The sequence below is a fragment of the Pseudomonas sp. MMS21 TM103 genome, from assembly GCF_022132145.1.
GTDB lineage: Bacteria > Pseudomonadota > Gammaproteobacteria > Pseudomonadales > Pseudomonadaceae > Aquipseudomonas.
In genome coordinates this window covers 1,072,337-1,097,862 of record NZ_JAJISP010000001.1, presented here as the reverse complement: position 1 = coordinate 1,097,862, position 25,526 = coordinate 1,072,337, and the positions used below count along the sequence as shown (strand labels likewise).

The 25,526-nt window shown below is 63.5% G+C and carries 27 protein-coding genes; 15 read left to right on the top strand and 12 right to left on the bottom strand.

Annotated features, from left to right (window positions below):
* Window positions 1–109: 109 nt before the first annotated feature.
* Entirely contained in the window at window positions 110–1,036 is a 927-nt protein-coding gene (locus LJY18_RS05055; RefSeq protein WP_238040691.1) for a LysR substrate-binding domain-containing protein, read from the top strand.
* 254 nt (window positions 1,037–1,290) lie between these two features.
* Here the strand turns inward: LJY18_RS05055 and LJY18_RS05050 are convergent, their stop codons facing one another.
* Window positions 1,291–2,787, bottom strand: coding sequence for a YifB family Mg chelatase-like AAA ATPase (locus LJY18_RS05050; protein WP_238040690.1), 1,497 nt, complete (start codon window positions 2,785–2,787; stop codon window positions 1,291–1,293).
* Window positions 2,788–2,821: 34 nt separating this feature from the next.
* Entirely contained in the window at window positions 2,822–3,094 is a 273-nt protein-coding gene (locus LJY18_RS05045) for an accessory factor UbiK family protein (RefSeq protein ID WP_238040689.1), read from the bottom strand.
* A gap of 408 nt (window positions 3,095–3,502) precedes the next feature.
* Between LJY18_RS05045 and glnK the strand changes: the two genes are divergently transcribed.
* The 4 genes from glnK (at window position 3,503) to sutA (ending at window position 7,088) form a co-directional block, all read left to right on the top strand.
* Window positions 3,503–3,841 (top strand): P-II family nitrogen regulator, encoded by a 339-nt coding sequence (glnK, locus tag LJY18_RS05040; RefSeq protein WP_003096476.1) that lies wholly within the window; start codon window positions 3,503–3,505, stop codon window positions 3,839–3,841.
* Window positions 3,842–3,882: 41 nt separating this feature from the next.
* A complete protein-coding gene (locus LJY18_RS05035) occupies window positions 3,883–5,196 on the top strand; it encodes an ammonium transporter (protein ID WP_238040688.1) in 1,314 nt (437 codons plus the stop codon).
* A gap of 80 nt (window positions 5,197–5,276) precedes the next feature.
* On the top strand, window positions 5,277–6,527 hold the full coding sequence (locus LJY18_RS05030) for an ammonium transporter (RefSeq protein WP_238040687.1): 1,251 nt from the start codon (window positions 5,277–5,279) through the stop codon (window positions 6,525–6,527).
* Between the two features lie 234 nt (window positions 6,528–6,761).
* Window positions 6,762–7,088 (top strand): transcriptional regulator SutA, encoded by a 327-nt coding sequence (sutA, locus tag LJY18_RS05025; RefSeq protein ID WP_238040686.1) that lies wholly within the window; start codon window positions 6,762–6,764, stop codon window positions 7,086–7,088.
* 18 nt (window positions 7,089–7,106) lie between these two features.
* Here the strand turns inward: sutA and LJY18_RS05020 are convergent, their stop codons facing one another.
* The 6 genes from LJY18_RS05020 to lptM form a co-directional block, all read right to left on the bottom strand.
* On the bottom strand, window positions 7,107–7,802 hold the full coding sequence (locus LJY18_RS05020; RefSeq protein WP_238040685.1) for an HAD family hydrolase: 696 nt from the start codon (window positions 7,800–7,802) through the stop codon (window positions 7,107–7,109).
* The gene (xerC, locus tag LJY18_RS05015; protein ID WP_238040684.1) at window positions 7,799–8,695 is read right to left on the bottom strand and encodes a tyrosine recombinase XerC; all 897 of its coding nucleotides are present in this window, start codon (window positions 8,693–8,695) and stop codon (window positions 7,799–7,801) included. The genes LJY18_RS05020 and xerC overlap by 4 nt, the downstream gene beginning before the upstream one ends.
* 94 nt (window positions 8,696–8,789) lie before the next feature.
* Complete coding sequence (locus LJY18_RS05010) at window positions 8,790–9,494, bottom strand: DUF484 family protein (protein ID WP_238040683.1); 705 nt, start codon at window positions 9,492–9,494, stop codon at window positions 8,790–8,792.
* Window positions 9,491–10,321, bottom strand: a complete 831-nt coding sequence (gene dapF / locus LJY18_RS05005) for a diaminopimelate epimerase (RefSeq protein WP_238040682.1) — start codon at window positions 10,319–10,321, stop codon at window positions 9,491–9,493. Before dapF ends, LJY18_RS05010 begins: the two co-directional genes overlap by 4 nt.
* A gap of 10 nt (window positions 10,322–10,331) precedes the next feature.
* Window positions 10,332–11,585: a diaminopimelate decarboxylase gene (gene lysA, locus LJY18_RS05000; protein ID WP_238040681.1), complete on the bottom strand. Its 1,254-nt coding sequence runs from the start codon at window positions 11,583–11,585 to the stop codon at window positions 10,332–10,334.
* A gap of 9 nt (window positions 11,586–11,594) precedes the next feature.
* On the bottom strand, window positions 11,595–11,720 hold the full coding sequence (gene lptM, locus LJY18_RS04995) for an LPS translocon maturation chaperone LptM (RefSeq protein ID WP_238041117.1): 126 nt from the start codon (window positions 11,718–11,720) through the stop codon (window positions 11,595–11,597).
* A gap of 306 nt (window positions 11,721–12,026) precedes the next feature.
* Between lptM and cyaY the strand changes: the two genes are divergently transcribed.
* From cyaY to rnk, 3 genes are all read left to right on the top strand, one after another.
* On the top strand, window positions 12,027–12,359 hold the full coding sequence (gene cyaY, locus LJY18_RS04990; protein WP_238040680.1) for an iron donor protein CyaY: 333 nt from the start codon (window positions 12,027–12,029) through the stop codon (window positions 12,357–12,359).
* Window positions 12,247–12,555 carry a DUF1289 domain-containing protein gene (locus LJY18_RS22645; RefSeq protein ID WP_372867054.1) on the top strand — a complete coding sequence of 103 codons (309 nt, stop codon included), beginning with the start codon at window positions 12,247–12,249 and terminating at the stop codon, window positions 12,553–12,555. Before cyaY ends, LJY18_RS22645 begins: the two co-directional genes overlap by 113 nt.
* A 120-nt stretch (window positions 12,556–12,675) precedes the next feature.
* The gene (gene rnk, locus LJY18_RS04980) at window positions 12,676–13,083 is read left to right on the top strand and encodes a nucleoside diphosphate kinase regulator (protein ID WP_238040679.1); all 408 of its coding nucleotides are present in this window, start codon (window positions 12,676–12,678) and stop codon (window positions 13,081–13,083) included.
* Window positions 13,084–13,125: 42 nt separating this feature from the next.
* On the opposite strand, the gene LJY18_RS04975 is transcribed toward rnk, so the two are convergent.
* From LJY18_RS04975 to LJY18_RS04965, 3 genes are all read right to left on the bottom strand, one after another.
* The gene (locus LJY18_RS04975; RefSeq protein ID WP_238040678.1) at window positions 13,126–15,981 is read right to left on the bottom strand and encodes a class I adenylate cyclase; all 2,856 of its coding nucleotides are present in this window, start codon (window positions 15,979–15,981) and stop codon (window positions 13,126–13,128) included.
* A gap of 117 nt (window positions 15,982–16,098) precedes the next feature.
* Window positions 16,099–16,344, bottom strand: a complete 246-nt coding sequence (locus LJY18_RS04970) for a TIGR02647 family protein (protein ID WP_238040677.1) — start codon at window positions 16,342–16,344, stop codon at window positions 16,099–16,101.
* 137 nt (window positions 16,345–16,481) lie between these two features.
* Window positions 16,482–16,760 (bottom strand): hypothetical protein, encoded by a 279-nt coding sequence (locus LJY18_RS04965; protein ID WP_238040676.1) that lies wholly within the window; start codon window positions 16,758–16,760, stop codon window positions 16,482–16,484.
* Window positions 16,761–16,902: 142 nt separating this feature from the next.
* Between LJY18_RS04965 and LJY18_RS04960 the strand changes: the two genes are divergently transcribed.
* Window positions 16,903–17,568 (top strand): glutathione S-transferase family protein, encoded by a 666-nt coding sequence (locus LJY18_RS04960; RefSeq protein WP_238040675.1) that lies wholly within the window; start codon window positions 16,903–16,905, stop codon window positions 17,566–17,568.
* Between the two features lie 108 nt (window positions 17,569–17,676).
* Here the strand turns inward: LJY18_RS04960 and argH are convergent, their stop codons facing one another.
* Window positions 17,677–19,071 (bottom strand): argininosuccinate lyase, encoded by a 1,395-nt coding sequence (gene argH / locus LJY18_RS04955; protein WP_238040674.1) that lies wholly within the window; start codon window positions 19,069–19,071, stop codon window positions 17,677–17,679.
* A gap of 256 nt (window positions 19,072–19,327) precedes the next feature.
* Here argH and LJY18_RS04950 point away from each other — a divergent pair, with 256 nt between their 5' ends.
* From LJY18_RS04950 to LJY18_RS04925, 6 genes are all read left to right on the top strand, one after another.
* Window positions 19,328–20,410, top strand: a complete 1,083-nt coding sequence (locus LJY18_RS04950) for a sensor histidine kinase (RefSeq protein ID WP_238040673.1) — start codon at window positions 19,328–19,330, stop codon at window positions 20,408–20,410.
* Complete coding sequence (locus LJY18_RS04945; RefSeq protein WP_238040672.1) at window positions 20,407–21,153, top strand: LytR/AlgR family response regulator transcription factor; 747 nt, start codon at window positions 20,407–20,409, stop codon at window positions 21,151–21,153. Before LJY18_RS04950 ends, LJY18_RS04945 begins: the two co-directional genes overlap by 4 nt.
* Before the next feature lie 112 nt (window positions 21,154–21,265).
* A complete protein-coding gene (gene hemC, locus LJY18_RS04940; RefSeq protein WP_238040671.1) occupies window positions 21,266–22,204 on the top strand; it encodes a hydroxymethylbilane synthase in 939 nt (312 codons plus the stop codon).
* Entirely contained in the window at window positions 22,201–22,974 is a 774-nt protein-coding gene (locus LJY18_RS04935) for a uroporphyrinogen-III synthase (protein ID WP_238040670.1), read from the top strand. Before hemC ends, LJY18_RS04935 begins: the two co-directional genes overlap by 4 nt.
* A gap of 16 nt (window positions 22,975–22,990) precedes the next feature.
* On the top strand, window positions 22,991–24,139 hold the full coding sequence (locus LJY18_RS04930) for a uroporphyrinogen-III C-methyltransferase (protein ID WP_238040669.1): 1,149 nt from the start codon (window positions 22,991–22,993) through the stop codon (window positions 24,137–24,139).
* Entirely contained in the window at window positions 24,136–25,383 is a 1,248-nt protein-coding gene (locus LJY18_RS04925) for a heme biosynthesis HemY N-terminal domain-containing protein (RefSeq protein ID WP_238040668.1), read from the top strand. Before LJY18_RS04930 ends, LJY18_RS04925 begins: the two co-directional genes overlap by 4 nt.
* The last annotated feature ends 143 nt before the right edge of the window (window positions 25,384–25,526 follow it).

The window sequence follows — 25,526 nt, the reverse complement described above, 5'->3', positions numbered from 1 at the left end:
TAAGAAGGCTTGCCCGGGTTGTCCGGGCGAGCGGAGAATGTCGCGATTCTCCGGAGTCTTCAGCACTCGCACAAAAGGAAAATAACCATGTCAGGCATGATTAATACTCATGGATAAAAACCGTCGTTTGGCGCCGCTGTATGCCTTGCGGGCCTTCGAGGCGGCGGCCCGGCACAGCTCCTTCACCCGCGCCGCCGAGGAGTTGGCGATCACCCAGAGCGCGGTGAGCCGGCATGTGCGCACTCTGGAAGAGCATTTTGCCTGCCGCCTGTTCGAGCGCCGCGGGCGCAGCCTGCAGTTGACCGAGCCGGCGCGCATGCTGCTGCCCGGGCTGCGGGAAGGCTTCGATGCCCTGGAACGGGCCTGCACCAGCCTGCGCGCCGACGATGCAATCCTGCGCCTGAAGGCACCCTCGACCCTGACCATGCGCTGGTTGCTGGCACGCTTGTCGCGCTTTCGTTTGCAAAACCGCGATATCGAGGTGCAGTTGACCAGCGCCTGGATGGATGTGGACAAAGTCGACTTCCTGCATGAGCCATTCGATTGTGCAGTGTTGCTGAGCAGCGGTGGTTTTACCGAGGAGTGGGGCAGCGTCCTGCTGTTCGACGAGTGGCTGATCCCGGTCTGCGCGCCCGAGGCGGTCGAGGATGGCCCCTGGGATCTGGCGCGGCTGCAGGGCGCCGAACTGCTGCACCCGACCCCGGACCGCCGCGATTGGCGCCAGTGGCTGCAAGCCATGGGGCTGGCCGAGCAGGTGCCGCTCAAGGGCGGTCAGGTGTTCGACACCCTGGAGCTGGGCATGGTCGCCGCCGCGCGCGGCTACGGCGTATCGATCGGCGATCTGGTGATGGTCGCCGAGGATGTCGCCCAGGGCCGGCTCGGCCTGCCCTGGCCCTGCGCGGTGCCCAGCGGCTGCAGCTACTACCTGGTCTGGCCCAAGGCGCGACGTGGTCAGGAGCGCTACCTGCGCTTGCGCGATTATCTGGTCGCCGAGGTCGCGGCGATGCAGTTGCCGCAGGTGCAGCGTATTGCTTGAGCAGCTACTGGAAGAGCCATGCTCCGGTTGGGCGGTGCGCCACAATCCCTTGCAGGCGTTCGCTCGCCTTCTTCGGCGGAGCGCTCTCGTGCCGCAAGCTGTGTGGGTGCCAGAGAACGCCTAGTCCTTGCTGCGGTTCGGCGCTCCGGCGATGCTTTTGATCTGCACATATCGCCCGATCGGCAGCAAGCTGGCTCATCCAGACGCCCGGACGCATGCTTGCTGGTCATTGCGGCTCGATGCCAGGCAAGCACTCAGCTCTGCGGGTGGCCGCGGTACTGCAGCGCTTCGGCCAGGTGGTTGCGGGCGATCTGTTCGGCCTGTTCGAGGTCGGCCAGGGTGCGCGCCACCTTGAGCACCCGGTGTGCCGCGCGCAACGACAGGCCAAGGCGTTCGCAGGCGTTTTCCAGCCAAGCCTGGTCGGTGGCGTGCAGGCTGCAGTGCTGACGCAGGCCGGGCAGGTCGAGGAATGCATTGGCCACGCCTTGGCGCAGGATTTGCCGTTGCCGGGCGCGCGCCACCAGGGCGGCAGCGGTAGCCGTGTCGGCGCCGTCGCTGGGGGGGACATGCAGGGCGGTGGCTTCCCGCGCCACCGTGACATGCAGGTCGATGCGGTCGAGCAGTGGTCCAGACAGTTTGCCGCGGTAGCGCTGGATCAGTTCGGTGCTGCAGCGGCAGCGGCCGCTGGGGTCGCCGAGAAAACCGCAGGGGCATGGATTCATTGCCGCGACCAGCTGGAAGCGCGCCGGGAAACGCACCTTGTCGCGGGCCCGGGCGATGACGATCTGCCCGCTTTCCAGGGGTTCGCGCAGCACCTCCAACACCTTGCGGTCGAACTCGGGCAGTTCATCCAGGAACAACACGCCCTGATGGGCCAAGGTGATTTCCCCGGGTTGCGGGCGGCTGCCACCGCCGACCAGGGCCGGGCCGGAGGCACTGTGATGGGGGTTGCGGAAGGGCCGCTGGGGCCAGGCATCCAGTGGGGTGTGGCTGGCCACCGAATGGATGGCGGCGACTTCCAGCGCCTCCTGCTCGTCCAGGGGGGGCAGCAGGCCGGGCAGGCGGCTGGCCAGCAAGGTCTTGCCGGTGCCGGGAGGGCCGGTCAACAACAGGTTGTGCGATCCGGCGGCGGCGACCAGCAGGGCGCGTTTGGCGGCGACTTGCCCCTGCACTTCGGCCAGGTCGGGATAGGGCAGGTTGCGGTGCAGCAAGCCCAGAGACTGATAGGGCGCGATTGGCGCTTGGCCATTGAGGTGCGCGGCCAGCTCGAGCAAGTGTTCCACGGCGATCACCACCAGCCCCGAGGCCAGGCTGGCTTCCTCGGCGTTGGCTTTAGGCACCACTAAGGTGCGTCCGGCGGCGCGGGCCGCAAGGGCGGCGGGCAATACGCCCCGCACTGGACGTACGGCGCCGGATAAGGCCAATTCGCCCAGGCACTCGAGCTGATCCAGGGCGCCGCTTGGCACCTGGCCGCTGGCGGCGAGAATTCCCAGGGCGATGGCCAGGTCGAAGCGCCCGCCGTCCTTGGGCAGGTCAGCTGGGGCCAGGTTCAGGGTGATGCGCCGCGGCGGAAAATCGAAGGCTGAGTTGAGGATGGCGCTGCGCACCCGGTCCTTGCTTTCCTTGACCGCGGTCTCGGGCAGACCGACCAGCGCCAGCGACGGCAAGCCATTGGCCAGGTGTGCCTCGACGGTGACGGCGGGCGCCTCGACGCCGACTTGGGCGCGACTGTGGACTATGGCCAGGGACATCGATCACTCCTTGATCGTCAGCCGTGCGAGCGGGTTACTCGGTCGGCGGTGTAGCGGCTTGCGCGGGGTCTCTTTCCAGCTCGGCAACCTTGGCTTCCAGTGCTTCAAGGCGGGCACGGGTGCGGGCGAGGACCGCCATCTGGCTGTCAAACTCTTCCCGGCTGACCAGGTCGAGCTTGCTGAAACCGCTCTGCAGCAAGGCCTTGAACTGGGCTTCGAATTCGCTGCGGGGTAGAGGCGTTTCGCCGTTGAACAGGCGCGAAGCGTGGGAACTGAGTGCGTCGAGCAGAGCTTTGGGCGGCAACATGGCAGGTTTCCAGGATCAGACGGCGCCAGTGTAGCACGCAGTCTCGCTGTGGGCCGACGCGGCCACGGCTGCACACTTTTTGCGCATAGGTGGTTACATGAGCGCACCGATATCGAGCACTGGTCGCCTGTCGAGGCCATGTCAGGTGCCGGTGATTTATCTTAACCACCTGAAATAAATAGACTTTATGTGATATGGCAAGCTTTCTGCTTAGTCGACTGTGATGAATGCACCGATGCAGTTCCGGTGCGTTAGGCGAAGCGAGATGTGTTTCGTCAGGAGCGGTTGGTGGGTATCGCTGTTGTCCCTTGGGGCTAGCGATACATTACAAAAGCCAGACACAGCGCTTAGACTTGAGCCGGGTTCGTAATTCCTGGGGCAAGTCCACCTTACACGGGAGAAAGTTTCATGAAGCTAGTCACTGCCATCATCAAGCCGTTCAAGCTGGACGACGTCCGTGAGTCACTGTCGGAAATCGGCGTGCAGGGCATTACCGTAACCGAGGTCAAGGGCTTCGGTCGGCAAAAGGGTCACACCGAGTTGTACCGCGGCGCTGAATACGTGGTCGATTTTCTACCCAAGGTAAAGATTGACGTGGCCATCGCTGATGATCAGTTGGATCGCGTCATCGAGGCCATCACCAAGGCCGCCAACACTGGCAAGATCGGTGACGGCAAGATTTTCGTTGTAAACCTGGAACAGGCGATTCGCATCCGTACCGGCGAAACCGATACCGACGCAATCTAACTAAGCCCGCGAACCCCCCCCACGCCCCAGGAGTACCCCCAATGACTCTGCGAAAAATCGCAGGGCTAGGAGCCCTTTTGTCTCTCGTTCCTGGCTTTGCCATGGCCGAGGAGGCAGTTCTAAATGGCGGCGATACGGCTTGGATGCTGGTCGCGACTGTCCTGGTGCTGTTCATGACCATTCCGGGGCTGGCCCTGTTCTATGCCGGCATGGTGCGTTCGAAGAACGTCCTGTCGGTGCTGATGCAGTGCTTCGCTATCACGGGTCTGATCAGTGTGATCTGGGTTGTCTACGGATACAGCCTGGCCTTTGACACCGCCGGCATGGAGCAGGGGGTGGTCAATTTCAATTCCTTCGTCGGCGGCCTGTCGCATGCCTTTCTCGCTGGCCTGACCAGCGACAGTCTGGTGGCAGGCATTCCGGAAAGTGTGTTCATCACCTTCCAGATGACTTTCGCCATCATCACGCCGGCCCTGATCGTCGGCGCCTTCGCTGAGCGCATGAAGTTCTCGGCCATGCTGGTGTTCATGATTGTCTGGTTCACCATCGTCTATGCCCCCATGGCGCATATGGTGTGGGGCGGTGACGGTGCCCTGCTGTGGGACTGGGGGGTGCTGGATTTCGCCGGTGGCACTGTGGTGCATATCAACGCAGGTATCGCCGGTCTGGTGGCTTGTCTGGTGCTGGGTAAGCGTAAAGGCTTCCCAACGACCGCGATGCCGCCGCATAACCTCGGTTACACCCTGATCGGCGCGAGCATGCTCTGGGTCGGCTGGTTCGGCTTCAACGCCGGTTCGGCTCTGGCTGCCAACGGTACCGCCGGGATGGCCATGCTGGTGACGCAGATCGCCACGGCGACGGCGGCACTGAGCTGGATGTTTGCCGAGTGGATCACCCATCGCAAACCTAGCGTGCTGGGCATTGCCTCCGGTGCAGTGGCGGGCCTGGTGGCCATCACTCCAGCGTCCGGTACTGCCGGACCGATGGGGGCTCTGGTCATCGGCTTGGCGTCAGGGGTGATCTGTTTCTTCTGCGCGACCAGCCTGAAGCGCAAATTCGGCTATGACGACTCCTTGGATGTCTTCGGCGTGCATGCCGTAGGCGGCATAGTCGGCGCCATTCTCACCGGGGCGTTTGCTGCGCCGGCGCTGGGTGGTTTCGGCACAGTGGAGGATATCCCCGCGCAGTTGTGGGTGCAGTTCGAGGGAGTGGCCTTCACGGTGGTCTATACCGCAGTGCTGACCTTCGTAATTCTGAAAGTGATCGACCTAGTAATGGGCCTGCGTGTCAGTGACGAGGAAGAGACGGTCGGTCTCGATCTCGCCCTGCACAACGAGCGTGGCTACAACCTGTAAGCACACGGAGTGCGCCCGGAGCCAACCCCGGGCGACTTAACCGAACAGCGCTATAAAAGCGCGCCGGCAAGAGGTGAACCATGGATAACACAGCATTGACTGCACTGCAGTACGGCTTCGATACCTTCTACTTTTTGATTTGCGGTGCTCTGGTGATGTGGATGGCGGCGGGTTTTGCCATGCTCGAAGCTGGCCTGGTAAGGGCGAAGAACACCACCGAGATCCTCACCAAGAACATCGCCCTGTATGCGGTAGCCAGCGTCATGTACCTGGTGATCGGCTATCACATCATGTACTCCAGTCCGGAAGGCGGCATCCTGCCAAGCCTGGGCTTCCTGATCGGTGACGAGAACAGCGTCGAGTCTGTTCTGGGTGGCGGTGACGATGCGCCCTACTACTCGGTTCGTTCGGACTTCTTCTTCCAGGTGGTGTTTGCCGCAACCTGTATGTCGATCGTCTCCGGTGCCGTGGCCGAGCGCATGAAGCTGTGGGCCTTCCTGGCGTTCGCCGTGGTCATGACCGGTTTTATCTACCCGGTGCAGGGCTTCTGGAAATGGGGTTCGGGCTTCCTTAACGAAGCTGGCTTCCTTGATTTCGCGGGTTCCGGCGTGGTGCACATGGCAGGTGCTGCCGCCGCTCTGGCCGGTGTCCTGCTGCTCGGTGCACGTAAGGGCAAGTACGGCGCCAATGGCCAGGTCAACGCCATTCCGGGCGCCAACCTGCCGATCGCCACGCTCGGTGCCTTCATCCTGTGGATGGGCTGGTTCGGCTTCAACGGTGGCTCGCAGCTGAAGATGAGCACCATCGAAGACGCCAACGCCGTGGCCCAGGTGTTCGTCAACACCAACATGGGCGCCGCCGGCGGCCTGATCGCGGCGATGATCGTGGCGCGCATCCTGTTCGGCAAGTCCGACCTGACCATGGCGCTCAACGGTGCCCTGGCCGGCCTGGTGGCGATCACCGCCGAGCCGCTGACCCCGAGCGCCCTGCAGGCGACCCTGATCGGTGGCGTCGGTGGCGTGCTGGTGGTGTTCTCTATCCTCGGCCTGGACAAGCTCAAACTCGACGATCCGGTCGGTGCCATTTCCGTGCACGGCGTGGCCGGTATCTGGGGGCTGTTGGCGGTGGTGCTGACCAACCCGGATGCCACCCTTGGTGCCCAGTTGCTCGGTCTGGCCTGCATCTTCGCCTGGGTCTTCATCGCCAGCCTGATCGTCTGGTCGATCATCAAGCTGGTGATCGGTCTGCGCGTCACCGAGGAAGAAGAATACGAGGGCGTGGATATCGCCGAATGCGGTATGGAAGCTTATCCGGAATTCACTAAAAGTTGATTGCCGATGATTTAGAACAAGGGCGCCTAAAGGCGCCCTTTGTTTTTTCTGACAGCGCGCTAGAATGCGCGCCGATAAGTACTGTTATGCGAAGGCTGTGGTACTTATCCGGACCAGCGCGAGAAACGGCTGGGGGCTTTGCCAGGCAAGGCCATTTGAATTTTCCGGTGACGTGCGAAAGATTGCGTCGCTGGGCTATAACTAACCTGCTTTTCGCAAGTCATGAGGTTGAACATGAGCGACGAAGATCTGGAACAAGACGAGCTCGACGGGGCTGACGAGGACAGTGGCGAGGAAATGTCTGCCGCCGATGACGTCGACAGCGGTGACGACGACGGTGACGAAGTCGTCAGCACGAGCAAGAGCAAGGCCAAAACCAAGGCGGCGGTCAGTGTTGAGGAGCTGCCGAGTATTGAAGCCAAGCAGAAGGACCGCGATGCTTTGGCGCGCGCCATGGAGGACTATCTGGCGCGCGGTGGCAAGGTGCAGGAGGTCGAGCCCAATGTGGTTTCCGACCCACCGAAGAAGCCTGACAGCAAATACGGCAGCCGCCCTATCTAAGGCGTTTGCAGGCCCGGCCTATACCCAGCTATGCAGCAGCGCTGGCAATTCGGCCAGGCTGCGAATTTCGCCATCGGCGCGCTTATCGCTTTCCCAGGCTTTGTCCTGCGGGTTGAACCAGATCGCCCGCAGGCCGGCAGCCTGGGCGCCGGCGATATCGTCGCTGGGGTGGTCGCCGATATGCACGGCGTGCTGCGCGGCAACGCCTGCACGCTTGAGTGCTTCCTGAAAGGGCTTGGGGTCGGGTTTGCCGATCCCGAGTTCTTCCGCGCACAGGGCGAACTGGAAGTAGTCGGCCAGGCCCAGGCGGCGTACATCGGCATTGCCATTGGTAATCACCCCGAGCTGAAAGCGATTGGCCAGGGTCTCCAGGGTCGGGTGCACTTCGGCGAACAACTCGACCTGATGGCGTGCGGCGAGAAACACCTGGAAGCCACATTCGGCTAGCGCTACGGCCTCGCTGAGGGGGTAGCCGGCGCCAATCAGGGCGTCGTGGAGAATGCGCCGGCGCAGTTCGCTGAGGCGATGCTTGAGCGATGGTTCGTCGTGGAGCAAGCGCGCACGAATCGTCCACAGGTGTTCGACCGGCACCGCGCCCAGGCGTGGCGCATGCAGCGCCAGCCAGTTCCGCAGCGTCGCTTCGGCGTCCAGCATCACCGGGGTCACGTCCCAGAGAGTGTCGTCGAGGTCGAAGGTGATCAACTTGATGGTCATTCGCTGCTGCCTTTGCGTTTGGCCCGTGGGTGGGCCTGATCATACACCGTGGCCAGGTGCTGGAAATCCAGGTGCGTATAGACCTGGGTGGTGGCGATGTCGGCATGCCCGAGCAGTTCCTGCACCGCGCGTAAGTCCTGCGAGGACTCCAGCATATGGCTGGCGAACGAATGGCGCAGCATGTGCGGGTGCAGATTCTGGCCGAGTTCGCGCACCCCGGCCTGACGCACGCGCAGTTGTACCGCGCGCGGGCCGAGCCGGCGACCTTGCTGGCTGATGAATACCGCGCCATCCCGCGGGTTGGCCAGGGCGCGCAAGGGTAGCCACTGTTCCAGGGCCTGGCGCGCCATGCGCCCGACCGGCAATTCGCGGGTCTTGTTGCCTTTGCCCAGGACCCGCACCAGACCGTCGCCCAGGTCCAGATTGTCGAGGTTCAGGCCGACCAGCTCGGACAGGCGCAGGCCGGAGGAGTAGAACAGCTCGAGCATGGCCTGATCGCGGCGCGCGATGAAGTCGTCCTCGATCGCGCCGTCGAGTAGCTGAGCGGTGCGGTCGGCATCCAGGGTTTTCGGCAGGCGCTGCTCGCCCTTGGGCGGCGCCAGGCCGCTGGCCGGATCATTCTGGCAATGACCTTCGCGGATCAGGTAGCGGTACAGGCCGCGCGTGGCCGAGAGCAGGCGAGCCAGACTGCGGCTGGACTGGCCCTCGAGATTCAGGCGGGCGATCAGCCGGCGCAGGCGCGGGGTGTCCAGCGCTGGCCATGCGGCGATCTGCTCGCGCTCGCAGTATGCGAGGAGCTTGGCCAGGTCGCGGCTGTAGCCGTCGAGGGTGTGCCTGGAGACCTGGCGCTCGCTGCGCAGGTGCTCGAGGTAGGCGGCCAGTTGCTCTTGCATGGAAGCTCCTGGCTAGTGCGGCAGGTGGAAAGCGTGAAGCGATTGCCGGCGGCGGGAGGATGAAGACGGCGTCATCCTCCCGGCCTGCGAGCTGTCATCGCACCGAACGCAGCGGCGTGGCGAAGCGCGGCAGGACCCGGGCCAGGACTTCGGCGATGTAGCCGAGGAACAGGGTGCCCAGGGAACTCTTGTAGTGCTGCGGGTCGACACTGCCGATTGCCAGCACGCCATGCAGGCCCTGATAGGACAGTGCGACCACGGCTGCCGAACCGACCTGCTTGGCTTCACTTTCGCCGAACAGGAAGTTCAGTTCATGCTCGCGCAACACGCCGCAGATGGTCTTGCCGCCGGCCAGCAGGCCGCCGATGGCCTGATGCGCTTCCGCACTGCTGACCGAGCGGCCGACCGCTAGCGGTGAATCGCTGAACAGGATCAGGCTGACGAAGGGCACCTGGAACTGGTGGCGCAGGCTGTCTTCCACGGTGATGACCACCTCTTCGAGGCTGGCAGCATCGAGCAGGTCGAGCACCAGCCGGCGGGTCTTGTCGAACAGGCGGTCGTTGTCACGGGCCACATCCATCAACTGCGAGAGACGGTGGCGCATCTCGATATTGCGCTCGCGCAACAGCTTCACCTGGCGTTCGACCAGTGAGATGGTATCGCCACGCTGGTGCGGAATGCGCAACTCGGGAATCAATTCGTCGTGGTCGACGAAGAATTCCGGGTGCAGGCGCAAGTAGTCAGCCACCGTAGCCGAGTCGAGTTCGAGGGTGGTGGGCGAATCCTGCTGATCGGTCATAGGCGAACCTGTCCTTCGTACACGCGCATGGCGGGTCCGGTCATCATAACGGGCTGGCCCACGCCTGCCCACTCGATGGACAACTTGCCGCCGGGCAGTTCGAGTTGTACTGGCGAGTCCATCCAGCCTTGGCCAATCGCCGCCACTGCTGCCGCGCAGGCACCGGTGCCGCAGGCCTGGGTTTCGCCAGCACCGCGTTCCCATACGCGCAACTTGGCATGGTGGCGGTCGATGACTTGCAGAAATCCGACATTGACCCGCTGTGGAAAGCGCGGATGGTGTTCCAGTTTCGGCCCCAGTTCATGTACCGGGGCGTTGTCGACGTTGTCGACGCGCAGCACGGCATGCGGGTTGCCCATGGACACGGCGGCCAGTTCGATCGCCTGGCCCTCGACCTCGACGCAGTAGCTCAAGGCTTGCTGATCGGCCTGGAAGGGGATTTGCGCCGGCTCCAGGCGCGGCGCGCCCATGTTCACGCTGATCTGGCCGTCGGGGCGCACGTCAAGTTCGATGATGCCACCCTTGGTTTCCACGCGGATCTGCTTCTTCATCGTCAGCCGCTTGTCCAGCACGAAGCGGGCGAAGCAGCGCGCGCCATTGCCGCACTGCTCCACTTCCGAGCCGTCGGCGTTGAAGATGCGGTAGCGGAAGTCGACGTCCGGATTGCTCGGTGGTTCCACCAGCAGCAGTTGATCGAAGCCAACGCCGGTGTGGCGATCGCCCCACTGCTTGGCGTTCTTGGGCTGGATATGCGCGTGCTGGCTGACCAGGTCGAGGACCATGAAGTCGTTGCCGAGGCCGTGCATTTTGGTAAAGCGCAATAACATCAGGGTGCCCTTATGGTGCTGGCGGCAGCTGGCTTTCGCCCGCAAAGAGTTCGCTGAGGCTCTCGCGACGTCGCACTTCGAAGGCCTGGTCGCCATCTACCATCACCTCTGCGGCGCGGCCGCGGGTGTTGTAGTTGGAGCTCATGACGAAGCCGTAGGCGCCCGCCGAACACACTGCCAGCAGGTCGCCCTCGGCCAGTGCGAGGTCACGATCCTTGGCCAGGAAGTCACCGGTCTCGCAGATCGGTCCGACGATGTCGTAGTTGCGCGTCGCGCCATCGCGCGGCTGCACCGCCACCACGTCCATCCAGGCCTGGTACAGCGCCGGGCGGATCAGGTCGTTCATCGCCGCGTCGACGATGGCGAAATCCTTGTGCTCGGTATGCTTGAGGTATTCGACCTGGGTCAGCAGTACGCCGGCATTGGCGACGATCGAGCGACCCGGCTCGAACACCAGGGCCAGGTCGCGGCCTTGGATGCGTTCGCGCACCGCCTTGATGTAGTCGCCGGCCAACGGCGGCTGCTCGTCGCGGTATTGCACGCCGAGGCCGCCACCCAGGTCCAGGTGATTGATGCGGATGCCGCGTTCGGCCAGGCGGTCGATCAGTGCGAGCAGACGATCGAGGGCATCGAGGAAGGGCGGCAGACTGGTCAGCTGCGAGCCGATATGGCAATCGACACCGACCACTTCCAGGTTCTGCAGCTGCGCGGCGCAGATGTACACGTCCTCGGCGTCGGCAATGGCGATGCCGAACTTGTTTTCTTTAAGGCCGGTGGAGATGTACGGGTGGGTGCCGGCGTCTACATCGGGATTGACCCGCAGCGACACCGGCGCTTTCACGCCCAGCTCGGCGGCGACCAGCTGCAGGCGCTCGAGCTCATCGGTGGACTCGACGTTGAAGCAGTGCACGCCGACTTGCAAGGCGCGACGCATGTCGTCACGGCTCTTGCCGACGCCGGAGAAGACGATCTTGTCGGGCTCGCCGCCAGCAGCCAGGACGCGTTCCAGCTCGCCACGCGAGACGATGTCGAAGCCGGCGCCGAGGCGGGCCAGGACGTTCAGCACACCCAGGTTGGAGTTGGCCTTGACGGCGAAGCAGACCAGGTGTGGCATGCCTTGCAAGGCATCGGCATAGGCGCGGTACTGCGCCTCGATATGCGCTCGCGAGTAGACGTAGGTCGGCGTGCCGAAGCGTTGGGCGATGGCGGACAGGGCCACGCCCTCCGCGAACAGCGTACCGTCGCGGTAGTTGAAGGCGTTCATGAGCTGTCCCTATTGGTTTTGTGCGGGCGCGGGCTTGCTGTCTTCCGGCAGGAACAGCGGGCCTTTCTGGCCACAGCCGGTAAGCAAGGTGCTGACGGCGACAAGTGCGATAAGGGCAGTAAACAGCCGCTTCATGGTGAAGTCCTTGTAATAAAGCATGATTGCGCCGGAGTATACCGGCCCCCCGACGCCTTGCCTATGCGCCAGGATTCCCGTCCGACGGGGCTTTCCCCGCGTCCGGGGTGAGGTGCGGATCATGCGCATTGAGCAAGGTATACTGCGCGTCGTCGCCTGCTCGACCCGCTATGCTGGACCTGCGAAGCAAGCATCGAACACTACCTTGTGCCCGGTTCAGCGGCTCCCGTCTGGCCATCGCGCGCAACCGTGCCCAGAGCGCCTGGTACTTTTCTGCACTACCTGAATTTTTCGAGGACATCCGCAATGAGTTTGACCGAAGCCCGCTTTCACGATCTGGTCGATACCGTACAGCAAGCGGTGGAAGACATTTTCGATGACTGCGACCTGGATCTCGACCTGGAAAACTCGGCGGGTGTGCTGACCGTGCGTTTCGAGAATGGCACGCAGCTGATCTTCAGCCGTCAGGAGCCGATCCGTCAGTTGTGGCTGGCGGCCCGCTCCGGCGGTTTCCACTTCGATTACGATGAGGCCAGCGAGCGCTGGATTTGCGACAGCAGCGATGAGCTGCTGGGTGAAATGCTCGCACGCATCACCCTGGAGCAATCTGGAGCCAACCTTGAGTTTGAAGAGCTCTGAGTCAGCTGGCGCTTCGCCCGCTGAGGCGCTAATCGCCTCGCCTTGTGTGCGTCAGTGCTGCCTGGACGAGCGAGATATGTGTCTGGGTTGTGGCCGTTTACTCAACGAGATCCTCGAATGGGGCAGTGCCGATCATTCGCGTCGCCGGGTTATTTGCCAGGCTGCCCAGGCGCGTTTGCCGCAGCGTCAAGGCTGATCGGCCGGCCTTGTTTATTTGAATGGCTGTGATACGGTCGACTCGACTTGCGCAAAACCCCGTCTCTAGCAGACGGGGTTTTGCTTTTTAAGCACTCAGTAAAGGAGAGTTGAGCTGACCATGTCCAGTGCACCGTCAATTACCATTACCCGTCTCGATTTGCAGCGGTTGGAACGTTTGCTCGACAGCCTGGAGGAGTTCGGCCCGGGTGCTGTCGCCCTGCAGGCCGAGCTGGATCGGGCCGACGTGATTGGCCACGACCAGGTGCCGGCTGGGGTGGTTACCATGAACTCGCGGGTGCATTGTCGCGAAGAAAGCAGCGGCAAGGACTATCACCTGACCCTGGTTTACCCACAGGACACCGGCAAAGAAGGCTGTGTGTCGATTCTCGCGCCAGTGGGCAGTGCGCTGCTGGGGCTGAGTGTCGGCCAGCATATCGACTGGATTGCGCCCAGTGGCAAGGAGTTGAAGCTGACCCTGCTGGCCGTGGAATACCAGCCGGAAGCGGCCGGCGAATACAGCCGCTGAACGGCTGTTCGGCAGACCCTGGCTGCGCGCCGATCCGCCTGGTCAGGCTTTTTGCAGCGCCGCATTGAGGGCTGCTTCCAGGCGAGCCTTGTAGCGCAGGTAGTGAATGGTCTGGGCGCGCCCGTCGCCGAGCACGGCTGACAGGTCGAGGTCGGTGATGTAGCAGGGGTAGCGCTCGCCGTCGCGGCGTTGGGCGAGGATGTGCCGGGCCACGGCGGCGAACAGGTTGCCGGCATATTCCAGTTCGGAAAACTCGCGGTGGTTGCAATACAGGGTCACGTTGGCGCGCTTGCCGTCGACGGGTTCGACAATCGCCTGCACGTCGTAGAAGGGGTGGCTCACCGGCGCTTGCGGCGGCGCGCGCAGTTCCACCTGGCGGGCCCGCAGCGGCGCCGCCGGGAGTACTTCGTAATACTGCACCTCCAATGCGTTCGACGGCACCGGGCTGTCCAGCGGCAGCAAGGCATTGCGCCGGTACAGCAGCGATTGCAGGAAGCGTTGCAGTGGCGTAAGCAGGCTTTGCTCGTCGCGAAACGGCATGCTCTGCCGCCACAGCGCGTTGTGTTCGTCGAGCAGGGTCAGTTCGGCCAGCTCGCTGTTGTCGTGACGACGGTAGAACACCTGGATGCATTCGGGGCGGCCGAGCGGCAGGATCAAGGCCAGGTCGTCGCCTTCCAGCGCGTTACGGTCAAGGTGCAGCCGGCTGTAGCCCGGTTGCTCCTTGCCGAGGTGTTCGAGCAGCGCCGGCATGCCTGTCAGGGCTGTGTGGCTGACCTGGCCCGGCGTCAGTTCGAGCAGGTGGTAGTGCTGCTTGATTTGCAGCAGGTAGCGGTTGTGCTGCGTCCCCGCGAAGTTGTCCAAGGTGTCGCGAAACAGCTCCTCGACCCGCTCGGCGATGGTCGCGGCACGGTTGCGGCAGAAGCAGCGCACCTGCAGGTTGGCTTTGCTGCCGCTGGCCGGCAGGCTGTTGAGAAAGTCGCGCAGGCAGTCGAGCAGCGCATGGGGGCCGTCATAGCGGCTGACCAGCAGTTCGTTCCAGCTGTTCAGGCTGACCTGGTCGATGGTCAGGATCAGGTTCTCGCGGACCCCGGAATAACCCAGGGCATCAGTCCGCTCGGTGGTCATGTGCACGTTCATCTGGCTGTGCTGCTTGAGCGGATCGATACCGACATTGACCAGCAACAGCACCGCGCCGGGTACGCTGGCGCGTAACAGTGCGCGCTCCTCGATCGGAGGCAGCGGCAGCGGCACCGCCTGTTGCAGGCTGGCGAGCAGATTGGACAGCTCGAACTCGCTCAGGTCGCTGTCGCCAGGATGCAGTGACAACCGCGTGCTGCTGTCGATCACGCCATTGCGGTGGCACCAGGCGAGCAGTTCCACCAGCTCGCGAGCGCGCTTGAGCGGGGCGAAATCCGCCCACTCCTGGGCACCGAGGCTGCCGTTGAATACGGCCCACTGATCATCTTCGCTGATTTCGGTCTTGGGTACCCGCACCAGGGTCAGGGTGTCCTCGCCCAGGTCTGGGGCGATGCCGGGGTTGATGAATTCGATCTTGCCGGCTTTGCGCTCGAAGGCGGCATACAGGCGCCGACCCAGCACGCCGAGGTCGCGGCTGTTGAGCGAGCTGCCAGCCTGGGCGTCGCGGGCGAACTGCGAGAGGAAGCGGTAGCTGTAGGTCAGTTCGTTGACCAGGGCGCGGCGCTCGGCGCTGACCTGGCGCACCTTCCACTGGCTGCGACTGTCGAGCATCGCCAGTTGCCGGCTGTCCCAGTTCCAGTCGCTGGTCAGGCGCTCGAGCAGCAGGCGTTGCCAGCTTTTGTGGCGGTCGCGCGACGGCCGGCTGAGTTTTTTATTGATCTTCAGGTACAGGCAGCGGCGGATCAGCTCCAGTCGCTCGGTTTCTCCGCGTCCGCTCAGGTATTCCTCCAGGCGGCGGTAAACCACGATGTAAGGATCGAGTTCGTCGAGGTCGAGGCGATTGCAGTAAACCGCTTGCTTGAAACGCAGCGACAGGCATTGCACCTGGGGGTGTTCGCTGGCGTAGACCTCGGTGAGCAGCAACTTGAGAACCGACTTGTACGGCGACTCGATGCCCTTGAACAGCTGCCACATGCCCGCGCCGATGAATTCGCTCGGTGGGATCTGCGCCAGATGGCCAAGGTCGAGCACCTCCTCGGCGCGGATGAAGCGCTTGCTCAGCAGGATGCCGATGTAAGCGTGGTAGCGCTGTTCCTCGTACACCGGCACCAGCCACCAAAGCGGGGTGCGCCCGGCCAGCCAGATCGCCGTGCGGTAGAACTCATCGAGTAACAGGTAGTGCTGAGTGGTGCCGCAGTCGTCCGAGGTCAGCTGCGCCTCGCGGTCGCCGATGGTAAAGCGCACCGGGTCGATCAGGAAGAAATGTGCTTCGGTGCCCTGGGTCGCCGCCCAGGCTTCTATCTGGTCGCACTTCTTGCGCAGCTCGGCGATTTCCTGGGCACTGAGATCGGGCGCGTGACAGACCCACAGGTCCATATCGCTTTGCTCGGCCTGGGCCACGGTGCCCAGGCTTCCCATCAGGAACAGCCCGTGCAGTGGCAGTGCGCTGTTGCCGCGGCGCGCCTTGTAGGCAAAGGAGCGGGTCAGTCGCTGCGCCTCGGCGAGCAGGTCGTCGCCAGGCTCGAAGCCGCTCAGCCCGGCTGGTGTCAGGCCTGAGACATAGCCCGGCAGCAACGGATGATTGACGTGAAACAGCAGCGGCAGCAGCTTCAGGACCAGCTGTTGGCGGGTCGACAGTGCCTGCATGGCGCGCTGCAGGCGACCGTCATTGACCTTGAGAAAGCGTGCGCGCAGTTGAGCCAGCACCTTGCGGTCGATGCCGTCATCGATATCCGGGCGAATTTCCTGGGTACGGCTCATGCGCAGGCTCGGCGGGCAATGCGCCAAGACGGTCGGCCGTGGCGAAGTGCAGGTAGGAGTGCCACAGCGCCCACGCCATTGCCCGCTGGCGCGGGCGGCGCGGGGCGTGCCGGCGGGTCAGGCGGTCTCTGTCACGTTGAGAATGGTCAGCAAGACTTGCGCGTGCTCAGCTGCATCCAGTCCCAGACTGGTCAGGTAACCGCCATCGTCCTGGGTGACCAGGCCTTTGGCATGCAGGCGTTTAGCCGCGGCAATCGCTTGCGGGGCGGCAACATGGTGAACCTTGAGGCCTTCCTGGGTGTTGCCCAGGTTATACAGGGCGAGAAGATCCAGTTCGGCAACCAGCTCAGGGGTAAAGGACATAAGTGCTCCAGGCTCTTGTAAACAGGGGCCGGGCAGCGCTTGTGCCCGACTGGTTGAGGCCCGCGTGAATGAAGCGAGGCGCGGGTGTGTGCAGTGTAGCGAGACGCGAGATTGTGCGCAGGACTATGCGACTAGCGTCAGGACGTTTCTTTTGGCAATTGCGGCAGTGCACGCAGGGCTTGCTCGTAAGCCGTGCCATCGAATGGCCGATCTTCGTCGAGCATGGCCTTGATCTCATGGGCCAGCACCATCGCCATCAGTTGCAGGATTTCTTCCCGCTCGTAGCCGACCAGGCTCAACTTGTTCAGGGTTGCCAGGGCGGCAGGCGGCTCTGCGGCCTCGATCTGATTCTCGATGGCCTGGATCAGCGTTTCTTCGGCAAAGGTTTCGTCTTCGTTTTCGTCGTGTTCGCTCATGGCTGGCTTATCCGTGGATTGAGCATGCAGTGTGCCAGCGTGACAGCGCCCGCGCCATTCACTGCTCTGATATGGCTGGCTGGGATAGTGCCCCAAGGGCTATAACTCTCACTATCCATCCCCTGGCCTGGAGCCTGACAGAATGTTCAAACTATACGGATTTGCCGTTAGCAACTACTTCAACATGGTCAAGCTGGCCTTGCTCGAGAAGGGGCTGGAATTTGAGGTCGTGACCCTTTACGGCAACCAGAGCGACGAATTTCTCAGTATCAGTCCGCGTGGCAAGGTGCCGGTGCTGGGGGTCGAGCAGGGTTTCATCAGCGAGACCAGTGCTATTCTCGAGTATCTGGAAGAGTGCACTGAGGGGCAGGCATTGCTGCCCAGCGAGCCCTTCGCCCGTGCCCAGGTGCGCGCGCTGATGAAGGAGATCGAGCTGTATATCGAGTTGCCCGCGCGGATTGGTTACCCGGAAGCATTCTTCGGCGCGGAGATTTCCTCCGCCTTGAAAAGCAAGTGCAAGGCCGAGCTGCTGGCCGGTATCGACACGCTCAAGCGTCACGGCAGCTTTACCCCTTATGTGGCGGGCGATAGCTTCACCCTCGCCGATATCTACTTCCTCTACAGCCTCGACCTGGCGTGTGGGGTGGCGAAGAAGCTGTTCGGTCTCGATCTGCTCGCCGACTTCTCGGCAGCCCAGGAACTACTCGTGCTGCTCAACCAGAATCCGCACGTCAAACGCATCGCTGCGGATAAAGACGCGGCGATGGCAGCGTTCATAGCGATGGCTCAGGCCAAGGCCAAAGGCTGAGCACTGGTGAACTAACGCTGGCCAACTGCAGGTATCGAGCACCCGCGGCGGTGCTCGATACCTGAATTCATGCGGCGCAGGACGCGCCGCGTAACAGCCGGCTAGAGGCTAACGAGTGGCCAGCAGCGCCTGGCCACGGTTGACCGCCGCCCGCACCTGATTCGGTGCGGTGCCGCCAATATGGTCGCGTGCGTTGACCGAGCCTTCCAGGGTCAATACCGCAAACACATCCTGCTCGATCTGCGTGCTGAACTGGCGCAGTTCGTCCAGGCTCATCTCGGCCAGGTCCTTGCCGTTGTCGACGCCGTACTTCACGGCATGGCCGACGATCTCGTGGCAATCGCGGAACGGCAGGCCCTTGCGCACCAGGTAATCGGCCAGGTCGGTGGCGGTGGAGAAGCCACGCAGCGCCGCTTCACGCATGATCGCGTGCTTGGGTCTGATCGCCGGGATCATGTCGGCGAAGGCGCGCAGCGAGTCACGCAGGGTGTCGGCGGCGTCGAACAGCGGTTCCTTGTCTTCCTGATTGTCCTTGTTGTAGGCCAGCGGCTGGCCCTTCATCAGGGTCAGCAGGCCGGTCAGGGCGCCGAATACGCGGCCGGTCTTGCCGCGCACCAGTTCGGGTACGTCGGGGTTTTTCTTTTGCGGCATGATCGAGCTGCCGGTGCAGAAGCGGTCCGGCAGGTCGATGAACTGGAATTGCGCGGACGTCCACAGCACCAGTTCTTCGGAGAAGCGCGACAGGTGCATCATGGCGATGGAGGCGGCGGCGCAGAATTCGATGGCGAAGTCGCGATCCGACACGCCGTCCAGCGAGTTGCCGCCGATGGCGTCGAAGCCGAGCAGCCGGGCGGTGACGTCGCGGTCGATCGGGTAGGTGGTGCCGGCCAGCGCGGCGCTGCCCAGCGGCATGCGATTGGTGCGCTTGCGGCAATCGACCAGGCGCTCGTAGTCGCGGCTGAGCATTTCGAACCAGGCCAGCAGGTGATGGCCAAAGGTCACCGGCTGGGCGGTTTGCAGGTGGGTGAAACCGGGCATGATGGTTTCGGCTTCGCGCTCAGCCTGCTCCAGCAGGCCCTGCTGCAGGCGGGTGATTTCGGCGAGGATCAGATCGATCTCGTCGCGCAGCCACAGGCGGATATCGGTGGCGACCTGATCGTTACGGCTACGCCCGGTGTGTAGCTTCTTGCCGGTCACGCCGATGCGGTCGGTGAGGCGCGCTTCGATGTTCATGTGCACGTCTTCCAGATCGACGCGCCAGTCGAACTGGCCGGCCTCGATCTCGACCTGGATCTGGGTCAGGCCGTCGATGATGCTGTCGCGTTCGCCATCGGTCAGCACGCCGACCTTGGCCAGCATGGTCGCATGGGCGATGGAACCCATGATGTCGTGGCGATACAGGCGCTTGTCGAATTCGACGGAAGCGGTGAAACGGGCGACGAAGGCGTCGACGGGCTCGCTGAAGCGGCCGCCCCAGGATTGATTGGTTTTTTCAGTGCTCATGGGCTTCGCTCGGCTAATGCGCTAAAAGACAGGCGGGCCGCAGGTGGCGGCCGGCATGGCGGAAAAAGTCCGCCGATAATAACAGGCTGGCGGGCAAAATCGCCGGGTCGGTTTGTCGGCCGTTGTGTACCACGACAGCATGGGCAGTGTTGCCTGGCTCACAGTTTGCCGAGCCAGGCCGAATTTAAGCGGTTTATTTTGCCCGACTGCAGCTGGCTCGCTTGCCGCCCGGCCGGGCCGCGGGGAAACTGCGCCGATGCATACTCAATGGTTGAACAATAAAAAACCGCCGGCGTCCATCGACGACTTCTTCGTCCCGGAGCTGTGCGAGCCGGAAGCGCTGCTGAGCATGGTCCTGCTGGCCGAGTTGCTGGTGCTGGTGCTGGTGCTGGCCGAGCCGATGTTGCCGGGCTTCGACTGGGTGCGCCTGGCGCTGACCTCGCTGTTCGTGCAGTGGATCCTGTTGCTGTCGGCGGCCCTGCTGTGTCGTCTGCGACCCTTGCTGGCGCGCTGGCGTGCGGCTCTGGCCGGCCTGTTGTGCTGCCTGATCGTGGTCGGGCTTACGCTCGCCTGCACCGCGGTGGCCGATTATTACAACCTTGGCGGGCCGCTGCCGCATGCGGGCGAGGTCAAGCTTTACCTGCGCCACGCGTTGATCAGCATGATCATGTCTGCGCTGCTGCTACGCTATTTCTATCTGCAGAGCCAATGGCGAAGGCAGGAACAGGCGGAGTTGCGCGCGCGCATCGAGTCTTTGCAAGCGCGGATTCGGCCACACTTTCTGTTCAACAGTTTGAACAGCATCGCCAGCCTGGTGGTGATCGATCCGCTCAAGGCCGAGCAGGCCGTGCTGGATCTGTCTGACCTGTTTCGCGCCAGTTTGGCCAACCCCGGCAACCTGGTGCCCTGGAGTGAAGAGTTGGAGCTGGCCAAGCGATATCTGTCGATTGAATACTATCGCCTCGGCGAGCGACTACAGTTGCAATGGGAGGTGGTCGATGTGCCTAACGATTTGCCGATTCCGCAGCTGACGCTGCAGCCATTGCTGGAGAACGCCTTGATCTATGGGATCCAGCCCCGCATCGAGGGTGGCTTGGTGCGTGTCGAGGCGAGCTATACCGATGGGGTCTTCCAGTTATGCGTCAGCAACCCTTATGAGGAGCAACACGAGCAGCTGCCCTCGCGTGGGACACGCCAGGCGCTGGGTAATATCGATGCGCGTCTTGCGGCACTTTTCGGGCCGCGGGCCAGTCTCAGCGTGGAGCGCCGTGACGGCCGCCACTTCACCTGTCTACGCTATCCTTGTGCGAGACTCACGCAGGAAGCCCGTGTCCTATGAATGTCCTGATCGTCGATGATGAACCCCTGGCCCGTGAGCGCCTGAGCCGTATGGTCGGCGAGCTCGATGGCTACCGTGTCCTCGAGCCGTCTGCGAGTAATGGCGAAGAGGCCCTTACCCTGATCGACAGCCTGAAGCCGGATGTCGTGCTGCTGGATATCCGTATGCCGGGCCTCGATGGCCTGCAGGTCGCCGCCAAACTTTGCGAGCGCGAAGCGCCGCCAGCGGTGATTTTCTGCACGGCCCATGACGAATTCGCCCTGGAGGCGTTCAAGGTCAGCGCGGTGGGCTATCTGGTCAAGCCGGTGCGTGCCGAGCACCTCAGCGAGGCGCTGAAAAAGGCCGAGCGGCCAAACCGGGTGCAACTCGCCGCCCTGACGCGTCCCGCTGCGGAGAGTGGCGTAGGCCCGCGCAGCCATATCAGTGCGCGCACGCGCAAGGGCATCGAGTTGATTCCACTCGATGAGGTCATCTTCTTCATCGCCGACCATAAATACGTGACCCTGCGCCATGCCGGCGGCGAAGTGCTGCTGGACGAGCCGCTGAAGGCGCTGGAAGACGAGTTTGGCGATCGTTTCGTGCGCATCCATCGCAACGCCCTGGTTGCCCGTGAGCGCATCGAGCGCCTGCAGCGCACGCCACTCGGGCATTTCCAGCTATTTCTCAAGGGCCTCAATGGTGACGCGCTGATCGTCAGCCGCCGGCACGTGGCCGGGGTGCGCAAGCTGATGAACAATTTGTAGCGGGGTTGGCCGGGCATGAGAAGTGTGGCGCAGGCTGCCCATTTCCACGCCGCGCACACCCACTGTGCGGCCCCTGTTATTATTCCGGGCAGTCCGTTTTCTGGAATTGCCCATGCCCCGCGAAATCCGTATCGCCACCCGTAAAAGCGCCCTGGCCCTGTGGCAGGCCGAACATGTCAAGGCTCGCCTGGAGCTGGCTCATCCGGGTCTGCAAGTCAGCCTGGTGCCAATGGTCAGCCGCGGCGACAAGCTGCTCGATGCGCCGCTGGCGAAAATCGGTGGCAAGGGCTTGTTCGTCAAGGAGCTGGAAACCGCCCTGCTCGAGCATGAGGCTGACATCGCCGTGCATTCGATGAAGGATGTGCCCATGGACTTCCCCGAAGGCCTGGGCCTGTTTTGCATCTGCGAGCGCGAGGATCCGCGTGACGCCTTCGTCTCCAATAGTTTTGACAGCCTGGATGCCCTGCCAGCCGGCAGTGTGGTCGGTACCTCCAGCTTGCGTCGCCAGGCGCAGTTGTTGGCCCGCCGGCCCGACCTGCAGATCCAGTTTCTGCGCGGCAACGTCAATACCCGTCTGGCCAAGCTGGATGCGGGCGAGTACGACGCCATCATTCTCGCGGCCGCCGGCCTGATTCGCCTGGGCTTTGCCGCACGCATTCGTTCCTCCATCAGTGTCGAAGACAGCCTGCCGGCGGGCGGGCAGGGCGCGGTCGGGATCGAATGCCGCAGCGCCGATACCGAGATCCATGCCTTGCTGGCAGCGTTGAACCATCGTGACACGGCTCTGCGCGTCACCGCCGAACGGGCACTGAACAAGCGGCTCAATGGTGGCTGCCAGGTGCCTATCGCCTGCTATGCGGTGCTCGAAGGCGAGCAGTTGTGGCTGCGCGGCCTGGTTGGCCAGCCCGATGGTGGCGTGCTGCTGCGGGCGGCAAGCCGCGCGCCGGCGGCACAGGCCGAGCAACTCGGCGTGCAAGTTGCCGAGGCGCTGCTGGCGCAGGGCGCGGCGGACATCCTGCAAGCCGTCTACGCTGGAGCCGATTCCGAGTGAGCAATTGGCGCTTGCTGCTGACCCGCCCGGTCGAGGAGTGCGCGGCCCTGGCCGCGACCTTGGCCGAGCAGGGGGTTTACAGCTGCTGCCTGCCGTTGCTGGTGATCGAGGCCCTGGCCGAGACGCCGGAGCAGCGCGCGACCATCCTCGAACTCGATCGTTACTGCGCGGTGATCGCGGTGAGCAAGCCGGCCGCGCGGCTTGGTCTGGGGTTGCTCGACCGTTACCGGCCGCAACCGCCGACCGAACAGCCCTGGTTCAGTGTCGGCGCGGCCACCGCCGAGATACTCGATAATTATGGGCTGACGGTGCATTACCCGGAACAGGGCGATGACAGCGAGGCTCTGCTGGCGCTGCCGCAGTTGCAGCAGGCATTGGCTGTGGCAGGCACGCCGCGGGTGCTTATTTTGCGCGGCGAGGGTGGCCGGGAGTTGCTGGCCGAGCGCTTGCGCACCCAGGGCGTGCAGGTCGACTATCTGTCACTCTACCGTCGATTGTCAGCGCAGTATCCGCCAGCGACGCTTGTCGAGCGGGTGCAGGCGGAACGCTTGAATGGCCTGGTGGTCAGCAGTGGGCAAGGCTTTGGCCATTTGCGTGAGCTGGCAGGCGAGCACTGGCCGTCGCTGGCTCGGCTACCCTTGTTTGTGCCCAGTCCGCGTGTGGCTGAGCAGGCGCGGGCTGCTGGTGCCGAACGAATTGTGGACTGTCGCGGCGCAAATGCCGCGGCGTTGCTGGCGGCGTTGCAGGCGCAACCTGCCCCCGATCTCTGATGCAAAGGATGGATACGTGAGCGAAGCGACTACCCCGAAAGATCAAGAGCCGCCGGTAGCGGAGGCGCCCACTGTTACACCGCCAGCCCCGGCGGCAAAACCGCCGTCACGTGCTAACAGCCTGGTCTTGCTGGCGCTGATGCTGGGGGCGGCGGGCGTGGTGGTGGGTGGCTGGAGCCTGTGGCAATTGCGCAGTCTGGCGGTGCGCGACCAGCAGCAGCTCGGCCAGCTGGCGGAGGTGCGCAGTCAAGCCGAAGTCTTGGCCCAGCGCACTCAGGGTCTGGATGCTCGTCTGCAACAACTGCCCGGCGTCGATGAGCTGGAGGCTCGCCGCCGCTTGGTCGCGCAGTTGCAAGGTGATCAGCAGCTGCTCAATCAGCGCCTGGAGACGGTCCTCGGCGCCAGCCGCCAGGATTGGCGTCTGGCCGAGGCCGAGCACTTGTTGCGCCTTGCCAGTCTGCGTCTTTCGGCCCTGCAGGATATCGACAGTGCCGAAGCCTTGGTGCAGGGCGCCGACGAGATTCTTCGCGGCCAGGACGACCCCGCCGCTTTCGCCGCGCGCGAGCAACTGGCCAAGAGCCTTGAGGCATTGCGCGCAATCGTCAATCCCGATCGCACCGGGTTGTTCCTCCAGCTGGCGGCATTGCGTGAGCAGGCGGCGCAGCTGCATGCGCTGAACCCGACCTTCGTCAGTTCCGGCGGGGTGCTCAGTGATCTGGCTGCCGAGGGTGATGGCAGCAGTTGGTGGGCGCAGTGGCTGGAGACCCTGTCGCAGTATTTCCGCATTGACTTCAATGCCGATCAGAATATTCGACCGCTGCTCGCCGGGCAGAGTCTGACGCAGGTGCGCCTGGCTCTTAGTCTGGCCTTGGAACAGGCGCAATGGGCTGCATTGCATGGGCAGACCCCGGTATATCGGCAGTCGCTGGTGCAGGCGCGCGAGGTGCTGGATGCGCATTTCGATCTGGAGAATCCCAGCAGTCGTGCCTTGCGTGCCCGCATTGCGGAGTTGCTCGAGCAACCGGTCGAGGTGGCTGCGCCGGACCTGAGTGGTTCGCTCAGCGCGGTGCAGGCCTATATCCAGCGCAAGCAGTCGGCGCGCGAGCGACTCGAGCGTGACGCGCCGGCTGAAGCGCTGCCGAACGTGGAGGAGACTCGCCCATGAAGCGCGTCTATCTACTGCTCGTCGTGCTGGCGGTCGCTGCGGGGCTGGCATTGCTCGCCCTGGCTGTAGCCGAGCACAAGGGCTACGTGTTGTTCGCCTACCAGGGCTTTCGCTATGAGTCGAGCTTGTGGGCTTTCCTCGCGTTGATCGCGGTGGTCTGGCTGTCGCTCCACCTGCTGCGTCTGCTGCTGCGCCTGGTGATCACTTCGGGTGGGCTGGTCAATCCCTGGTCGCGCCTGCATGGCCGTCGCCGCGTGCGCCTGGCCCGCGAGCAGGGTTTTCTCGATCTGGCCGAAGGTCGCTGGGCTCCGGCCTTGCGCCATTTGCGCCGAGCCGCCGAAGGCGAGGAGCAACCCCTGGCCTATTACCTGGGGGCCGCTCGTGCCGCGCACCAGCTGGGGCAGCTGGAAGAGAGTGATCAGTTGCTTGAGCAGGCGCTCACGCGTCAGCCGCAGGCCGAGCTGGCTATCGGCCTGACCCATGCCGAATTGCAGGTGGCGCGTGGTCAAGTCGATGCGGCGCTGGAGACCTTGCAGGTGATGAACGAGCGACACCCTCACCACCAACTGGTGCTGCGTCAGCTGCAGCAGCTGTATGTGCAGCGCGGCGATTGGTCGGCGTTGCTCGGCTTGCTACCAGAGTTGCGCAAGGGCAAGGTTCTCGCTGATGCCCAGTTGGCCGAGCTGGAGCGGCAGGCCTGGTGTGGTCGGCTGGCGGATGCCGGTCGGATGGACGAAGTCGGCGGGCAGGATGCTTTGGCGGCGCTGGCGCAAGCCTGGCAGCAGCTGTCATCAGCGCACCGCCAGGAGCCGGAGTTGCTGGCGGTGTATGCCGAGCGCTTGCGTGTGCTGGGCGCAGAACCTGAAGCTGAAGAATTACTGCATGCGGCACTCAAGCGCAGCTACGACGGTCGCCTGGTACGACTCTATGGCTTGCTGCGAGGGCGCGATCCGGCGCGCCAGCTGCAAGCTGCCGAGGGCTGGTTGAAGCAGCATCCGAGTGATGCGGGTCTGTTGCTGACATTGGGTCGGCTGTGTTTGCAGTGTCAGCTGTGGGGCAAGGCCAAAGAATATTTCGAGACGAGCCTGGTGTTTCAGCGCCACCCGGAAACCTGTGCAGAGTTGGCGCGTCTACTGGCCAGGTTGGGAGAGACCGAGCAGAGCAATCGTTTGTTTCAGGAAGGGCTGGGGCTACTCGATCAGCGCCTGAACAGCCTGCCGCTGCCTGCGCCGGCCGTCAGCTGATAGGCGAATGTGCCCAGGGGCTGGGGCGGCAGGGACGCATCGCGGCCGATGATGGCCGATGATATTGCGCCGATCCATTTGATGTCGATCATGGTATGGGGCTGATTACTCAACCCATGCTGGGCAAGTGGGTCTGCATATGT